Origin of the sequence: Nocardia sp. NPDC023852, from assembly GCF_040639505.1 — a bacterium.
Classification (GTDB): domain Bacteria; phylum Actinomycetota; class Actinomycetes; order Mycobacteriales; family Mycobacteriaceae; genus Nocardia.
Genome location: NZ_JBFAAB010000005.1, coordinates 156,412 through 172,327, shown reverse-complemented (window position 1 = coordinate 172,327; position 15,916 = coordinate 156,412). Strand labels below are relative to the sequence as shown.

General features: G+C 64.2%; 14 protein-coding genes. 3 read left to right on the top strand and 11 right to left on the bottom strand.

The features are described from left to right. Nucleotides 1-204 precede the first annotated feature (204 nt). Nucleotides 205-2,757, bottom strand: coding sequence for a cytochrome P450 (locus AB0H00_RS11845; protein ID WP_357264772.1), 2,553 nt, complete (start codon nt 2,755-2,757; stop codon nt 205-207). Between the two features lie 137 nt (nt 2,758-2,894). On the opposite strand from AB0H00_RS11845, the gene AB0H00_RS11840 reads away from it, so the two are divergent. Together AB0H00_RS11840 and AB0H00_RS11835 are read left to right on the top strand one after the other, a co-directional pair. Beyond that, a complete protein-coding gene (locus AB0H00_RS11840; protein WP_357264770.1) occupies nt 2,895-4,172 on the top strand; it encodes a glycosyltransferase in 1,278 nt (425 codons plus the stop codon). Beyond that, complete coding sequence (locus AB0H00_RS11835; RefSeq protein ID WP_357264768.1) at nt 4,172-4,933, top strand: ABC transporter permease; 762 nt, start codon at nt 4,172-4,174, stop codon at nt 4,931-4,933. The genes AB0H00_RS11840 and AB0H00_RS11835 overlap by 1 nt, the downstream gene beginning before the upstream one ends. A 240-nt stretch (nt 4,934-5,173) precedes the next feature. Here AB0H00_RS11835 and AB0H00_RS11830 read toward each other — a convergent pair whose 3' ends face one another. From AB0H00_RS11830 to AB0H00_RS11820, 3 genes are all read right to left on the bottom strand, one after another. Next, nucleotides 5,174-5,932, bottom strand: coding sequence for an NAD(P)H-binding protein (locus AB0H00_RS11830; RefSeq protein WP_357264766.1), 759 nt, complete (start codon nt 5,930-5,932; stop codon nt 5,174-5,176). 100 nt (nt 5,933-6,032) lie between these two features. Further along, nucleotides 6,033-6,521: a MarR family transcriptional regulator gene (locus AB0H00_RS11825; protein ID WP_357264764.1), complete on the bottom strand. Its 489-nt coding sequence runs from the start codon at nt 6,519-6,521 to the stop codon at nt 6,033-6,035. Between the two features lie 86 nt (nt 6,522-6,607). Then, a complete protein-coding gene (locus tag AB0H00_RS11820; protein WP_357264762.1) occupies nt 6,608-7,045 on the bottom strand; it encodes a TetR-like C-terminal domain-containing protein in 438 nt (145 codons plus the stop codon). Nucleotides 7,046-7,073: 28 nt separating this feature from the next. Between AB0H00_RS11820 and AB0H00_RS11815 the strand changes: the two genes are divergently transcribed. Continuing rightward, nucleotides 7,074-7,520 carry a hypothetical protein gene (locus AB0H00_RS11815; protein ID WP_357264760.1) on the top strand — a complete coding sequence of 149 codons (447 nt, stop codon included), beginning with the start codon at nt 7,074-7,076 and terminating at the stop codon, nt 7,518-7,520. Between the two features lie 164 nt (nt 7,521-7,684). Here the strand turns inward: AB0H00_RS11815 and AB0H00_RS11810 are convergent, their stop codons facing one another. The 7 genes from AB0H00_RS11810 to AB0H00_RS11780 form a co-directional block, all read right to left on the bottom strand. Further along, a complete protein-coding gene (locus AB0H00_RS11810; protein WP_357264758.1) occupies nt 7,685-8,014 on the bottom strand; it encodes a ScnB in 330 nt (109 codons plus the stop codon). Continuing rightward, nucleotides 8,011-8,721, bottom strand: a complete 711-nt coding sequence (gene scnC / locus AB0H00_RS11805; RefSeq protein WP_357264755.1) for a thiocyanate hydrolase subunit gamma — start codon at nt 8,719-8,721, stop codon at nt 8,011-8,013. The genes AB0H00_RS11810 and scnC overlap by 4 nt, the downstream gene beginning before the upstream one ends. After that, nucleotides 8,718-9,017: an SH3-like domain-containing protein gene (locus AB0H00_RS11800; RefSeq protein ID WP_357264752.1), complete on the bottom strand. Its 300-nt coding sequence runs from the start codon at nt 9,015-9,017 to the stop codon at nt 8,718-8,720. The genes scnC and AB0H00_RS11800 overlap by 4 nt, the downstream gene beginning before the upstream one ends. Next, nucleotides 9,014-9,439, bottom strand: coding sequence for a hypothetical protein (locus AB0H00_RS11795; protein ID WP_357264749.1), 426 nt, complete (start codon nt 9,437-9,439; stop codon nt 9,014-9,016). The genes AB0H00_RS11800 and AB0H00_RS11795 overlap by 4 nt, the downstream gene beginning before the upstream one ends. Nucleotides 9,440-10,613: 1,174 nt before the next feature. After that, nucleotides 10,614-11,885 carry an ABC transporter substrate-binding protein gene (locus AB0H00_RS11790; RefSeq protein ID WP_357264746.1) on the bottom strand — a complete coding sequence of 424 codons (1,272 nt, stop codon included), beginning with the start codon at nt 11,883-11,885 and terminating at the stop codon, nt 10,614-10,616. A gap of 37 nt (nt 11,886-11,922) precedes the next feature. Beyond that, nucleotides 11,923-12,702: an ABC transporter ATP-binding protein gene (locus tag AB0H00_RS11785; protein ID WP_357264744.1), complete on the bottom strand. Its 780-nt coding sequence runs from the start codon at nt 12,700-12,702 to the stop codon at nt 11,923-11,925. Further along, nucleotides 12,699-15,386, bottom strand: a complete 2,688-nt coding sequence (locus AB0H00_RS11780) for an ATP-binding cassette domain-containing protein (protein ID WP_357264740.1) — start codon at nt 15,384-15,386, stop codon at nt 12,699-12,701. Before AB0H00_RS11780 ends, AB0H00_RS11785 begins: the two co-directional genes overlap by 4 nt. Nucleotides 15,387-15,916 lie beyond the last annotated feature (530 nt).

The following is a 15,916-nucleotide window of genomic DNA, read 5'->3' as shown; positions in this document are numbered from 1 at the left end:
ACAATTTTGGTGATTTTGGTAGACATTTCGCATCCTTCCGTTGGATGAACTGCTTACCTCAATGACTCCTGGACTGTCAGTGCTCACCTGATTTGACGACGAATGCCGGAAAAGTATATGACTGCGAATGCCAGACAAAGGAAATGTCGAGTTCCGGGTGTGGCGAAGTCGAATGACGTTGTACACGGGACCGGAAAACCAGCACTATCGCGGGTGCAGGGTGACCGGAAGGGCCGAGGGCGACAGGACGAAGTCCCGATTCGATGCCCGTACCACGTAATCCGGGTCGGGCGTGGGCCGCCAGCGTGACAGCAGCGCCGCCGACGCCAGCGTGATCTCGAGCATCGCGAAGTGATCACCCATGCAGCGGCGACGGCCGACACCGAACGACAGGCTGGCCTTCTTCTCATTCGCACCGGCGCGCTCCGGGGACCAGCGCTCCGGGTCGAACGCTTCCGGATTGGCGAAATAACGTTTGTCGTGCTGGACCATATAGGGGCTGAACATGATCGCTGTGCCATCCGGAATATTGAGCCCGCCGATGGTGAGGTCACCGTCGGCGGTGCCTGCGCTGATCCAGGGTCCCCAGAATCGAAGTGTCTCCGCCACAACCTGTTTAAGGTAGGGGAGCGCGCCGAGATGTTCGGCGTGAACAGGGCCTGATCCTACGACAGCATCGAGTTCGTCGTAAAGCTGCTGGGCAACTCGGGGGCGGCGCATGACCTCGTGCCACAGCCACCCCGCCAGCGACGCCATGGAACCGACACCGCCGGCCAGCATCAGGATCGCTTCATCGATGATGTGCTCGTCGGACAGCGTTGCTCCGGTCTCGCTATCCGTATGGCGGATCAGCGCGGACACCACGTCATTGAAATCCTCCCCGCAACGGCGATATTCGGACACTACATCGCCGATAGCGGCACGCAGGTGCCGCGCTTTCCTGCGCCATCGCCAGTTCGCGATGACACGGAGTCGGCGCAGTTGCGGCGGTAACGCGGTCCGCAGGATCACCTGGCTGAGCAGCCAAGGCACGTTATCCCGGATCTCGCGTCGTGCGCCGGCGCTGAAGCCGGCGGTGAACAGCGTCGACGAAACCGTGTCGAGCACCAAGCCGTGAGCCTCGTCCATCAGATTCACGCGCCCACCCGATGGAAGTCCTGCAGACCATGTACCGGCGATATCGGCCGCCGACTTCGTGTACTCGGCGAGTCGGCTCTGGCGCAGCGCGGGTGCGATCATCCTGCGACGCAGCTTATGTTCCTCGCCGCGTAAGACGTTGACCGATCCACCCGCAATATCTTTGATCGCCTCCCGCAGGTCTTCACGATTGAATTCGGCGTCGCCTAGGCCGACCTCGCGAACCAGCTCCGGGGTGGTAAGGATGTATCCCGTCTTCTGCCCGAAAAATATCCGCACTATCGGACCGAGCTCGGAAAGTGACGTCACAAATGTGGGGGCGCCGCGCAGTGCCCGCAGGCTGTGGCCCACCAACGGCAGCCTACCCGGCGCAGTGGGTATCTGCGAAAGGGTTTGCGGCATTGCCGGTTCCGTGCTGAACGCCGATTCCGCACCGGCCTTCCGGTAGATTTCGACCACTGCCCCTGTGTGCCGTGACTGAAGAACAGAGTCGCCGTGCTTGGCCAGTACCTCGCGCATGTCGGCGAGTGCTGGTCGGTTGTCTGCGAGCTCGGCGATCGTCTTGGCGATACCATCCGCCGACGGATCCTCGGTGCGAAGGCCGCCGCCGGCGGGCACGGACTCGTCGAGTTCGGGATCGCAATAGACAATCGGAAGCCCCACCGCCACTGCCTCGAGCAGCACCATGCCTTGTGTGTCGAATCCGTAGGAAGGAAACAGCAGAGCGTCGCATCGGGACATAGCGTGGATACACTCTGCTTGTGTAACCCTACCGTGCAACCGGATTCGATCGTTCAGATGATGTTCGGCGATTACGGCGGCAGCATCGTCGCGCACATCGCCGTCGCCATAAATGTCGAGGGTGCAGTTGTCGGTACGCCGCACTGCGTCGATCGATTCGAGCAGACGCTTTTCGTGGGAAAGCCGTCCGCTCCAGACAAGCCGCAACGGCCCGTCGGTCGGTGGTCGGGAAACGATACTGCTGCCGGGGCTTTGGAGTACTTCATCGTCGACGCCGTTGGACACAACATGAATCGGTCGCGTCAGTCCGTGCGCGACCATCATCTGGGCGAAATGGCGCGTCGGCGCGATAACCTGGTCAGCGGCTATGGCCTGCCCGACTATCGTCCACCAGGCATGGCGCGCCGCACGGCTTTCCGGCACGTGCGGCATGTGATGGCTGTGCGGGACGAACCGGCCGTGCAGTGCGCGCATCGCCAGTGCTGCCGGATACGGAGCAGACGAGTTGTGTTCGATAAACGCGTCGTCACGGCTCTGCGCGGTATGCACCAGTGGAAGCCGATGCCGTCGTGCTGCTTTCATGCCAGCGATGGCGACGCCGTAGGTCGTATGCGTGTGTACGACGTCGATCGGGCCGCGTGCGGCGAATTCCGTGTCGATCAGCCTGTCATTGCGCTTGGTAGGCAGCACGATTGCGAAACCGTTGACAGCGAGTGCGGCGACGGCGTCGAGTTCCACCACGTTCGGGATCGGGTTGGCGTCCGCACCAGGTAGCGGCGCCACGAAGAGTGTGACGCGGTGACCCGCGCGCTCGAGCCCACGACACAGCGAGCCGACCGCGGTCTGGACTCCGCCGAGGGTGGCCGGATGGTAATCCATGAACATCGCTATGTGCACAATTGTTCACTGTACCGACGCCCGGCCAAGCTGAAGAGCCCACAATGCTGTCGTCTGCGGGCCGAGCGCCGGTAGGGCACAGTGTCGACAGGTACTACGACAACACCGAAAGAAGCGCCGTGAGAATAGCGATTCCGCTCACCGGAACCCGTGGTGACGTACAGCCGATCGTGGCGCTGGGGCTCGAGCTGCAGCGGCGCGGTCACGACGTCCTGCTCGGCGTACCGCCCAACCTGGTCGGCTTCGTCGCCGGTACGGGGCTTGCCGCCCGGGCGTGCGGTCCCGACGTGCAGCAGCTCTACAGTTCGGAGCCCGGGCAGAAGGCGCTGGCCTCGGGAAACACTTTTCGCCTGATGCAGCTGGTAGCACGGCAGATGGCCGGCTACGCGGGCCGGATGAACCGCGAAGTCATCGAGGTGTGTGCGGACGCCGACCTGATCGTCGCGAGCACCGTCACGGAAGACCGGGCGAGTTCTGTTGCCGAAGCGATGGGCGTTCCCCTGGTGAGCCTGCACTATTTCCCCTGCCGGAACAACGGCGCCTATCCGTTCCCCGGCGCCCTTCCGCCGCACTGGAATCCGCCCGCACCAGTCAACCGAGCGACCTGGGTGCTCGCCGAGAACCTGCGCCGCGTGGTGTTCATGCGCTACCTCAACGACCTGCGGTCGAGACTGGGGCTGCCGAAGTCGTGGGCGAGCACAGCAGCGGTGCTGGCCCGCCGGAACGTCCCGGAAGTGCAGATTTACGACTCCGCCCTCGTTCCAGGGCTGCCTCAGCAGTGGGACGAGCGCCGGCCTTTCACCGGCTTCCTGACACTTGATCATGCTGCTCGCGAGGCTATCGGCGATCTTGCCGGTGACCATGCCGGCATTCTGTCCTGGGTGAGCGAGGAAGAGCCACCCGTGTTCTTCGGCTTCGGTAGCATGCCGATCCGGGACGCGGCCGCCGTGCTGGCCATAGTCTCCGAAGTATCCGCGCGGCTGGGTGTGCGTGCGCTGGTGAGCGCGGGCTGGAGTGATCTGGACATCGCTGCCGCGAAGGTCGGCGCGCACGTGAAGGTAGTCGGTGCTTTCGCGTACGACATGGTCTTTCCGCGGTGCGCCGCCGCTGTCCACCACGGTGGGATCGGCACCTTGTTCGAGAGCCTGCGCGCCGGACTGCCGACGCTCGTCTGCTCGGTGTCGTTCGAGCAGCCCATGTGGGGCGGGCAGGTCGAGCGCCTCGGTGTGGGTGCACACATGAAGTTCACGCAGCTCACGGCAGCTCGCCTCGAGCAAGGCTTGGCGTCGATACTGACGCGGGAATGTAGGGCCCGCGCAGCGGAATTCGCGAAGACACTGAGTACCGAGGACGCCGCCGCCCGCACCGCCGACATCGTCGAGGCGGCCGCCCGGTGATGTCGCATGTTTTCACAGACACGGTCATCATGTTCCAACGCTGTGCTCGACATACCCTGCGTAGCCGGGACACACTGATCATTTCACTGCTGATGCCGGTCCTGGTCATGATGCTGTTCACCTACGTCTTCGGCGGAGCCATCGATGTGGGAGGGCCCTACCTCGATTACGTAGTGCCCGGAATAATGCTGCTGTGCACGGGATTCGGCTCATCGATCACGGCCACCAGCGTGTCGACGGATATGACGAAGGGCAGCATCGACCGGTTCCGTACGCTTCCGATGTTCCGGCAGGCTGTTCTGGCCGGGCATGTCGTCGAAGGTGTCGTCCGCAATCTGGCGGCCATCGGCATCGCGGTCGCCGCGGCGCTTGTTCTGGGATACCGACCCCATGCCGGCCCGGCCGCCTGGCTGTCGGCATTGGCTGTGATCGCGCTGTTCGTCGTGGCGATCTCCTGGATCGCGGTCGGGCTGGGATTGCTCGCCAAGAACCCGGAGGCGGCCGGGGGACTCACCTACGCGATCATGTTCATCCCGTACATCAGCAGCGCGTTTGTGCAGACCACCACCATGCCGGGCTGGCTGCGCGGTTTCGCCGAATATCAACCGGCAACGCCCGTCGTGGAAACGGTACGGGGACTGCTCAACTCCACCGGCACCGGAGAAGACAACGCCGCGCTCGCGGTATCCTGGTGCTTCGCGCTCACGATTGTCGGCTTCGCCTGCGCGAGCGTGATATTCAGCCGATTATCACGCCGATGAAGTTCGCGCACACAGCTCTGCCGCACCGAAGACTTTCCTGCCTCGGCCAACTCGAACCATAGCGAGCCGCCAGCACGATCCCGATCACCACTCGCGTCCAGTCGAGCCGGCATGCTCCGATTCCCACGCCCGCACGTTGGGTTCGCACTGGATGCCTCTTCAACGCAGTCCTCCACGTGGACTCGGCGGCACGCGACCGTACTCCACCGGCCGTCCTGGGCGGGCGCAGGATCTGCTGAGTTACTGCTGCGTCGGGTAGTGCTGGTCCAGCCATTCGTCGAACGTCGGCCCGGCAAGGATCGCCGCCGGTCCCGGCAGCAGGGCGCCGTTCGCCTGCAGCTCGCGGTTCGGGTCGTCGGTGTCGAGGATCTCACGCACCCGCGCCGGATTACCGCGTCGCGCAGCGAGTTTCGCCACCGCTGCGGCAAGGTTCAGCTCCAGCGGGCCGGCGATCTCGACCAGCTCGGCGCCGCTCTCCTCGACGGCCGACTCTGCCAGGTGCGCAGCGACGGTACTGCCGGCGACGAGCTGAGTCCGATACTCCGGAACGGAGGCCGTATCGCCGCGGGTGGTCCAGTCGAGCATCATCTCCGCGAACTCGTGAAACTGGGCGGCGCGCAGGATCCGCACCGGCACCGGGCCTTGTCGATAGGCCTTCTCCTGCGCCAGTTTGCCAGCGTAATGCCCCGCGGTGAACGAATCGATGCCGATGATCGATAACAGCACGATTCGCTGCGTGCCCGCGGCGGCCGCCTCCCGTTGCACGTTCTGGGCAATGGTGCGGAAGAAGTTCGTCACCGCCGCGGTTTCCGTCGTTGTCGCATTGACCGCGTCCACCACCACCTCCACCTCGGCCAGCGCCTGCGCCAAGCCCTCGCCGGTGTAGGCGTCCACACCCGCCGACCGAGCGATCCCCACGACGTCGTGGCCCTGATTTTTCAGCACATCGACCACCTCGCGGCCGATCCGTCCGCTCGCTCCGACTACCGCGATCCGCATCGTTGCCTCCTTCGTTTCCGATTGTCATCCAGTAGACGATGCACCGAGGGGGAGTGTGACAAGCGATATGGGGACGGTCCGCCTACCGACCGATCCGGGTTCAGTCTTCGGCCAGCTCTTCGGCCGACTCGTGCCCGGCGGCACCGCTCCGGCGCAGGAAGTCGGCGATCACCTCGAGTTCGGCCTCGGAGTAGCGTTCGCACAACTCGTCCATCCTGGTGTTCATGCCGGACAGCACCTGAAACAGCTCCGAATTGCGTTCGCGCACCGCCCGCAGTGTGACTGCGCGGCGGTCCGATTCGGGATCGCGCTCGCGCGCGATCCAACCAGCCTTCTGGAGTCGGTCGAGGATTCCCGTCAGCGTCGCCGGATGCACCCCGGTACGCCGTGTCAGCGCGGTCGGCGTCAACGGTCCGTGTCGATTGATGAGGTCGAGGCAGGTCCAGTCGACATCCCTGAGCTCGACCCGGCCGCCGAACCTTCGATTGAGCAGCGCCAGCTGAATGTTCAAGTCGCGCAACGCCTCCTTGACGGCAACTGTCAGCTGCCGTCGATGCTGCGCCGCGGCCCGACCTGCTGTTGGAGTCACACACCGTCACTTTCGCACAAGTTATATGGTTTCCATATCATATCGCGGTGTGGGCCCGCTCGGCGTGACCGGACGGCTGGATCGACCTATCCACGTGTGGCGGGGTGATCGATGCCAACGAGTTTGGTGAGGAAGCGGTCGAGCTGTTCGACGGCTGGGGGCCACGGTAGATCTGGCTCGTTGATGCGCTGCGAGAGCATCCCGTTGACAGCGGTGCGAAGGTCGATCGCGACGGTAGTCGCATCGTCGGCCGGAGCGACACCGGCGTCCATGCACCGCTGTACGGACTCGATCGTGCGCTGGACCATTACTTCTTTGAACGGCTTTCCGAGTCGGCGGTGGACGGTGTTCTCATGCAACACTTTGTAGAGCCCGGGGTGGTTCTCAGCCCAGCGCGCCTGTGCCAGAATGCGTGCGCGAAGGCCGGCACCCGGGTCCGATTCGGCGGCGTCGGCTTTGTCGCCGAGCCGAACCAACTCCTCGTGACAGCGTTGCATCACGAGCAACATCCCCGCAGCTGCCACCGGCCTCCATCTCGCCGCGCTGGATCCCGTGTTCGCCCAGATGGGCATCGCCACCGCAGAGCAAGCGAACGCAATTCCTGAATTGACCGAGAGGGAGAAGGTCTTCCTGCGGGTGACCGCGGACGTCTGCCAACAGTGCCTCGGGTTGCCCTTCGAGCAAGACATCCGCGCCGGCATCGAGCGGGGAATGTCCACGGCGGATATCCGCGCTCTACTGCGTCTGATTTCCTACGACAGTGGCTACCACACCGCGATCTCCGCGTTCGAGCGGATCGCGGAGATCGAGGCGGCGCTCGGCGTGTCGCGGCCGGATGCCGAGGCGTTGCCGGACGAGTTGCTGTTCATCGGGCCGGACGCACCACCCAGCCCCCTGCCCGACCAGGTCCGTACGATCCTGACAAAACTGGATCCGCGCTTCACCGATACTTCGACATGCAGTCCCGGATGCGCCTGCCGTCCGGGCCGGGCTCGCTGACGGTGCGCGAGCGCGCATTCACGACGATGAGTATCGACGTGCATTACCAGACACTGCGTGACACGTTCCGGATTCACATCGAGCGGGCCTTGCGCGCCGGTGCGACCCTCGATGACGTACGCGCTGTTCTTCGCGGACCGGGCACAAGGTGGCCGACGGGGGTACTACTCCCGGTTGAACCGCGCCCGGACCAATGCCATTTTCGCGCGCAACTCTTCGGGCGTGATCAATCCGCGATCCATCAGCGCGTGGGCCGTCACGACGACCGATCGGGTCCGCACAGGAAAGTCGTGGTAGATCGTCTCACCGAGCGCATCCTCGGTATGGCGGCGTTCCAGGTTGTCCCATGTGCCTCGCCAGGACAGGCATTCGCACGTGGCCTGCATGCTCGACTCCCATGGGTCGGGCTTGCGGTCGAGTTCGGGAAGTGTGCTCTCCCGCCGCGACCCGGGCTCCAATGTGTGTAGGAGGATTTCGTACGGACCGCTTCTCACTGTCGCCCACCCTTCCCCGTGGCGGACTCGACCTGGTCCGGCGGCGCCTGCGCAGTCCAGTCGACCTGCGGCAGTGCCACGCCGATCATCGTGTCCCGGGTGACGATGGCCGCCAGTTGTTCCTCGGTCCACCCCTCGGTGCCCTCGGGCCGCATCGGCATCACCATGAACCGAGACTTCTGGTTCGAGTCGTGCACCCGGATCTCGACGTCGGGCGGAAAGTGCAGCCCGAATTCGGCCAACACCTCACGGGGCCAACGTACGAGGCGTCGACGGTAATTGGGGGTGCGGTACCAGTCCGGAGACATACCGAGAACCGGCCGGGGATAACACGAGCACAACGTGCACACGATTACGTTGTGCACTTTGGGCGTATTTTCCAACACGTAGAAGTAGGTGTAGTCGCTCGGCGTTCCGGATCCCGTGGGGTCACGCCAGTCGATGCCGACCTCCTTACACGTCTCGGTCCCGTCGGCGAGCAGGCGCGCCTTGAAGTCGGGATCCGTCCACGCCTTCGCGACCAGTTTCGATCCACCGTGCGGCCCGACCGATTCGGCCCATTCGGCGAACCGTCTGTGGTCTTCCCGCGAGAAGAGACCCTTTTCTATGGCGAGTTCGCGAATCGCCGTCTCCAAGATTTCGAACTCGCTGATCTCTCCGCTCGTCTGGATCGGTGCATGCGCCCCGTGATCGTGGGTCTGACTCACTCGGAATCCTCCTCTGCGGGCTCGAGCCAACGCTCGGAGACCTCCGTCTCCAGCGTGTCGACGTCGAAACCGGTGTATTTAGGCCACAGGTCTTTCTGGCGGAACCGCACGACGTAGAACGGTTCGAAGCGGCCGTCGTCGCGTCCCCACGCCTCGTCCTCCGGAATCACCCATTCGGGCCGATGTTCGACGACGACACCCGTACGCCCTCGGGTGTAGGCCTGGGTGCGGGTGTGGAACATCGACGTCGCGCTTCGAACCCGGACGCGATCGCCGATCTCGTACTTCCTGGTCATACCCGTGCCTCCATTCGCGCCCGTACCTCGTCCAACTTCGCCGACAGTTCGTCTGGGGTGATCAGACCCTTGTTGATCAGCACCTTCGCGGCGACGGTCGCCCAACGCGCGTAGTAAGGCAGACCGAAGTACAGCGTCGCGCCGAGGTCGTTCTCGGCTCGTCGGCGTTCCTCGGAATTCCACACGCCGCGCCAGCCGAGACACTCGCATGTGACGTACGTGTTCATCTCCCAGGGTTCTTCGTCCTTTTCCTGGTACTCGATCGGTAGGTCTGGCTGTCCGCCGACGTCGTGCAGGACATGGCGGAGAGCGGCAAACAACTCGTTCGAGATCTCGTATGGCGAGTCCAGCGGTCTGCGGAACACTGGAGCGATATCCGCGACCTGGCTTTGAACTTCGTCGAATCGGTTCGGTGAACTCATGAGGTCTCCGTAGTGACGGATCCGATGTACCCGGCAGGGTGATCGCATATGCGCGGCTGCGGGCGGTCGACCGAGGTGAACTGTCGACGGGACACCCTGCGGAGGTGTCTGCCGTCGTCCGTCAGCTCGTGCAGGTATATCCCGGTGCGTGATACAGCGCCTGGTCGAGCCCGATGAGAGAGAGAACAAGCAATGCGAGCACAACGATGCCCACGGCGGCGAGTGTCGAGCGAACGCCTGCACTCGTCGAGGCGGGAGTGTGAACGAGCGCCATGGGGACTCCAACGGGTGGTGGCCCAACGATCTGGCAAACGGTGAACTAGGCGGTGGCGGCAACCCCACTGTATTGCATGATCCGGTTCATCAGGATACACGCCGAGATCATTTTGCTGAAGAAGGGGTGTGCAGGTATTGACTAGAGACAAATCTGGAGGAAACTAGTCATTACACCGGAACACCGGGAGAGCGCCACATTGTCGGCGGAGACGTCTGTCGGCAATGATGAACTTTCCCAGGATCTGGCTAGGCCCCCGGCAAGCCAATCGAATACCGGAGTTGTCAGCGACGACTGAGGCTCATGGATTCGATGGAGACTACCGGGGACTGTTCTGTTTGGGGGTTTGTCTGGAGTCTGCGGCGAGTTGCGGTGCCGGCGGTGCCAAGGACCGCGCGGGCCGAAACAACAAGCTGCCGCCCGTGTGGATCGGCCCTGAAGCTCTCCATGGGACTCGAGCGAGAATGTAGCGCAAGATCGGTCAGGCACGATCTGCGGCGAGTTCTCGAGTTCTCGGCTCGCTCTCCGAGTGCTGGCCGTACCGCACCCACTACGACAGCTCCTACGCCGGGGCGTGCTACCGATCTGACCCACAACGCGATAGTCCCGGCACAACTGGATCGGGCGAGTTCGCGTCGAGAGACAACCCGAACCCTCGAGATCACTCGACCCCCGAGACGAAGGGCGAGTTGCTAGCCCTTGGCGTCCCGAATGTTTCCGGCCGAATCGGCTATGCGCTGCACATCCAACGGATGCCCGCCGGACAGCGAGACGCCGCCGCTCACGGTGGCTGTCCTCATCGCCGGTTCGGGGCCGGCCTGACCAACCGCCCTGGTCGGGTTCGGATAGTCAGGCCGGCGCTCGAGCCCGACCAGCCGGCGCCTGGTCGGGCTCGAGCTGTCACGCCGGTGTGAGCGCCTTCATCAACGCGGCGGCGGTGTCCTGATCGATGCACGTCGGCTTGCCGCCGTTGTCGGAGTGGTACGTGCCGCCCTTGGTGTTTCCGGTGAAGTAGCACAGTGGGAACGCGGGTTTGCCCTCCGGGAAGGTCAGCGGTGGCGCGAGGCCGTCGAGGGTCTCATCTCGCAGTGCGTGCAGGCCTTTGATCACGTCCGCGCTCGTCGAGGACGGGGTGAGGTTGGCCGCTTTTGCTGCCGCCAGGAACAGCTGGCCGCCTGCCCACGGCCACAGCAGCGGAGCACTGAGGTCCGCGCTGTCCCGAAGGCCGGGAACGTATTTGTCGAGGGCTTCGCTGAAGTTCTTGATCGCCGGGATCGAGTCGTCGGTGTACAGCGCGTTGGAGCCTGCGAAGATACTGCCCTCGAAGTTCGGGTCCGTGGCCCACGCCTTTTGGAGACTCACGCCGGTGGGGGCCTGTATCGGTTTGTACCCCTGTTGGGCACACGATGCCGCGATCCGCGAAATCGCCTCGACCGATACGGCGGGGAGCACGGCGTCGACCCCCTTTTCCTTGAATGCCAAGCAGGGGGCGATGTAGTTCGGCGCGGCTATCGCGACCTTCTCCGCGGCGAATCCCAGGCCGGCCTGTTTGGCCATCGGCTCGAGCATTTTCGGAAGTTGCTCGCAAACCGGGATCTCGGCACAGTAGTAGACGCCGAGGGCCTTCGCGCCCACTCGCTTGGCCTGGGCCACCTCGCCCAGCATCAGCACCGGCAGCGTGGTGCCGGAGGCGAAGAAGTTCGGATCGGTGATGAACGGGGCATCGACGGGCTGCCCGCCGATGACGGGAATGCCCTTGCTGTCGACGTAGGCTTGCCAACTCGAAGTAACCAGGCTGGTCTGGCCGACGATTGCGACCACCTTGTCCTGTTCGACCAGCTTCTTCGCGACGGCCAGCGCTGTAGTCGGATTCTGCCCGTCGTCGTAGGAGACGACCTTGACAGGGTGGCCGTTGATTCCGCCACGATCGTTGACCGACGACGCCCACGCCTGCAGCACATCGGTGGCGCGCCCCACCGATCCGGCGGCAGGGCCGGTACAACTGCAGATCGATCCGATGAGGATCGGATCGCCCGTGAGCCCGCCATCGGAAACCTTCACCGGGCCAATGGATTCGGACCCGCTGTTCGCCGAGTCGGCGGAACACGACGTGAGCGCGAGCGCTGCCGCCAGCATCGGCGCGACCCACCACAGAAACCTTGTCTTCTTCATTAGCTCCACTCCTATGCGGTTGCCGAACTTCGAATCGCTACGCCCACGGCCCGGCAACGGTTCCGGGTGGGTGTCCCGCCGGCGACGCCGGCAAGTCTGTGTGTCCGCTATCGATGCCGAGATAGTTCTCCAGCACGGCATCTCGGTCGATATCCGCGGCGGGCCCGGCAAACGTGACCGTGCCGCGGCTGAGCAACACGACGTGATCGGCCATGGTCATGGCGTGGTCGACGTACTGCTCGACCAGCAGAATCGCCGCGCCGGCGGCACGCAATTCATTTAGCGCGGCGAAGATCTCGTCCACGACCAGCGGTGCCAGGCCCATGGAAACCTCGTCGAGCAGGACGACCGCCGGATCGGCCAGCCAGGCACGCCCCAGTGCCAACATCTGCTGCTGCCCACCGGACAGGGAACCTGCGCGTTGGGTGAGCCTGGTCCGCAGCGCAGGGAAGATATCGAGCACGTCGTCGACGCCGCGGTGGCGTCGCCACGGTGGCGTCAGCAGACGGAGGTTCTCCCGGACCGTCAGGTCCGTGAACACCCCTCGGTCCTCGGGGATCAAGCACAGGCCGGCGCGCGCGCGGCGCGCGGGGCGGGCTCGGGTCAGATCGGCGCCGCTGATCGCCACCGTGCCCGATCGCGCACGCAGCAGTCCGGAGGCTACTCGCAGCAGCGTTGTTTTCCCGGCACCGTTCGGCCCGAGTAGGGCGACGACCGATCGAGGTGGAACCGTGAGGTCGACGTCGTGGAGCACGATGGTGGAACCGTATCCCGCGGTAATCGAGCGCAATTCGAGCGCGAAGTCGGTGCTGCTCATGCTATGGGCTCCTGCAGCCGGTACTCTTCGGTGACCGGCTCGCCGAGGTAGGCGTGCTGCACCGTCTCCGAAGCCCTGACCTGCGCAGGCGTGCCCCGGAATATCCGGCGGCCGAAGTCGAGGACGATGATCTCCTCGCAGACATCGAGCACCAGCGACATGTCATGCTCGACCAGGACGACTCCAACGCCGCGTTCGGCGACGACATGCCGCAGGATCTGACCGAAACGTGCGGTCTCCGAATGATCGAGGCCCGAGCTGGGCTCGTCGAGTAAAAGGATCCGATACGGCCCGGCAAGACAACGAGCGAGTTCGACCAGTCTGCGCTGCCCGGTGGAGAGCGTGCCGACGCGGGTGTGCGCGATGGCTTCGATGCCACACAACGCCATAGCGGAGGCCGTCGCGGTCCGCACCCGCCGGGATTGTCCGTGCGTCGCGATGAGGTGGGCGAGCGGGTTCGCCCCGGCGAGCGGGCCTTCCACTCCAAAAGCGACGTTTTCGGCGACGGTAAGAGAATCGAACAGCTCCGTCTTCTGGAAGGTTCGTCCGAGGCCCAGTCGCGCCCGGCGTGGAGTCGATGCCCGGCTGATCACCCGGTCCCGCAGTCGCACCACGCCTGTGTGGGCCTTGACCAAACCGGTGCAGGCATCGAACGTGGTGGTTTTTCCGGCCCCGTTAGGACCGATAAGCCCGGTGATCCGCCCGGTCGGCGCTTCGAACGAGAAGTTTTCGACCGCCACGACGCCGCCGAAGCGAACCGATAGGTCGCGGACCTCCAGTACCGTTGGGGACAACCTGGTGGGCGGCTCCGCCGCAAACACCGCCGATGTGTGGTTGCGGCGAAACGTGCGGTCGAGCCAGGATCGGATCGGGGCGGGGACTTCGAGGCGGCTAGCGGTTGCGGCACGCAGCACCGCCAGGATGCCGAAAAGGACCTGGAGCCGCAGCGCCATGTCGGCGGTCGTGATATAGGACGGCACCAGGATGAGCGCCGCCGCGGCCAGTAGCGAATACCACGGCTCGCGGCCCACCATGATCACGATGACCGCGAAATAGGTGATCGACATCAGCGGCTGGTAGTTGTCGGCCGCTGCGGTCGTCTGGGCCATTCCGGCGAGTGCACCGCCGAGCGCAGCGAGAAATGCCGAGACGCAGAAGACGAGAACGCGCGTGATGTCGATCGTGACGCCGTGCGTCCGCAGCGCGGTCGGCGATTCCGCCAGGCCGCGGAGCAATCGCCCGAGCCTGCTCTTGTCCAACGCCACCACCATCAGGGTGGCCATCGTGGCCAGCGCCAGCACGAGACGGTAGAAGGCGGGGTCGGAATCGAGTCCGAATACGCTGGGCCGCGGCATTTTCAGGCCCAGCCCGCTGGTGCCGAACATGTAGTCCTGGCTGTAGAACATCACCTGGAGTACGACGCCGAATCCGAAGGTCGCCAACGCCAGATAGAGGCCGCTGAGACGAATGGCCGGGATCGACAGCATCGCACCGATCGGCACCACCACCAGTCCACATCCGATGAGTGCGAGCGGCCACGGCAACCGCCAATCGACAGCGAAATGTGAGAACGCGCAAACGCCGATCGCGGTGAAGGCCATGTGACACAGCGAGACTTGACCAGACGTGCGAACCAACAGCCCGAGCGACAGAAAGACGAGTGTCATCGCCAGCGCCACGGTCCAGTCCGTCAAGTGGATGCCCGCGAACGACGGCACCAGCGTGAGCATCACCAACACCACGGCTCCGCCCATGGATTGCAGTGCGGGCGGAGCAGTCCAGCCGGATCGGATACGCTGGACCGACCGGTCCCGGTCCATCAGGTAGCGACGCGGCATGACCAGCAAGACGAGAAACAACGCCAAGAACGGCAATGCGGCAGGAACTCCCGCGGCAAGCCCTGTGTTGAAGTAGTGGGTGGCCAGTGCGGCGAGAATCCCGATGAGCAGTCCACCGCCGAAACTCCATGGCAGGCTGGTGAATCGACCGATGGCTGCCGCTCCGAACGCCTGAACGACCAGTAACGTCAACTGCACGGGATCGAGCGGAATCAACGGCGCGAACAGCACCCCGGACAGTGACGCCAAGCCAGTGCCGACACACCAGGCCCATCGTCGCGTGCTCACCGGGCTGGTTCCGGCCAGATCCAGCAACGCCGCATTCTCGACCACCGCACGCATCGCGACGCCGCGTCGGGTGAACCGCAACGCGGTCGACAACGCGGCCGTCGCGAGTACCGCGACAAGGAACGTGGCAACATCCGACCACTGCACCCGCACGCCGAAGGCGGCGAATCCGCCCTGCGGCAGGAACGGCGGGACGATGCGTGTCGTCGTCTGACCGAAGTACAGACTCGCCCCCGCCTCGACGACCAGCAGAATGCCGACGGTCGCGGCGATCCGTAGTTCCAAAGTCGCCCGGTCGACGACACGGGCCACCAACTCCAGTGCCAGGCCCATGGCCGGACCGATGCCGAGAACGCAAATCGCCACGGCGAGCTGCCATGCAACACCATCGATGACGTGGAACGTGTAAAACGCGTACGCCGAAACCGTGGCCATCGCGCCGTGGGCGAAGTTGAACACTCCCGACGTCTTGTAGGTAAGCACCAAACCCACTGCGGCCAGTCCATATACCGAACCGGATACAATTCCCGCGATCAAGAACGGCAATAGATCTGCCACGATGCACTCCAATTTTCGCCGATCATCGGTTCGCGACCTGGAGAAAGCGTCGGCGCCGGATCTGCCTGACAGGTCGACCCTTTGGTCGAACGACCACCTCGCGGAAAGAGCGTCAGCCCTCTTTGGTATAAATGAATCTGCCGGTGGGCAACTGGGCGGAAGACTTGGTCATGCTGTCTCCAGGGGCGATGAACAGGTCACACACATACCGGACGAGCACGTGCCAGGACAGTGTCGGCCGTTGACGCACACCACGCCACACCATTCCGCAGTTCCTGCCTCGCAACAGAATTTGCCAGCACAAAAACGTAACTCGAGGCTGGTTGTGCGGATAGCCATGGTCGTCGCGCGGCACGCGTGGCCTTCCACGGGCCGGACCTGCGACCGACCGGCTGGCAGAGTCGGAGATCACCTGCACCGGCTCCCTGAATCCAGCGCGTTTGTCCTGGGTCCGCACTTGAACGCGGCAGAGGCGGACATATGGGGTCGAACCTGTTTGGGAGGAGCCCGGTGCCGCATTGCACTCGGGT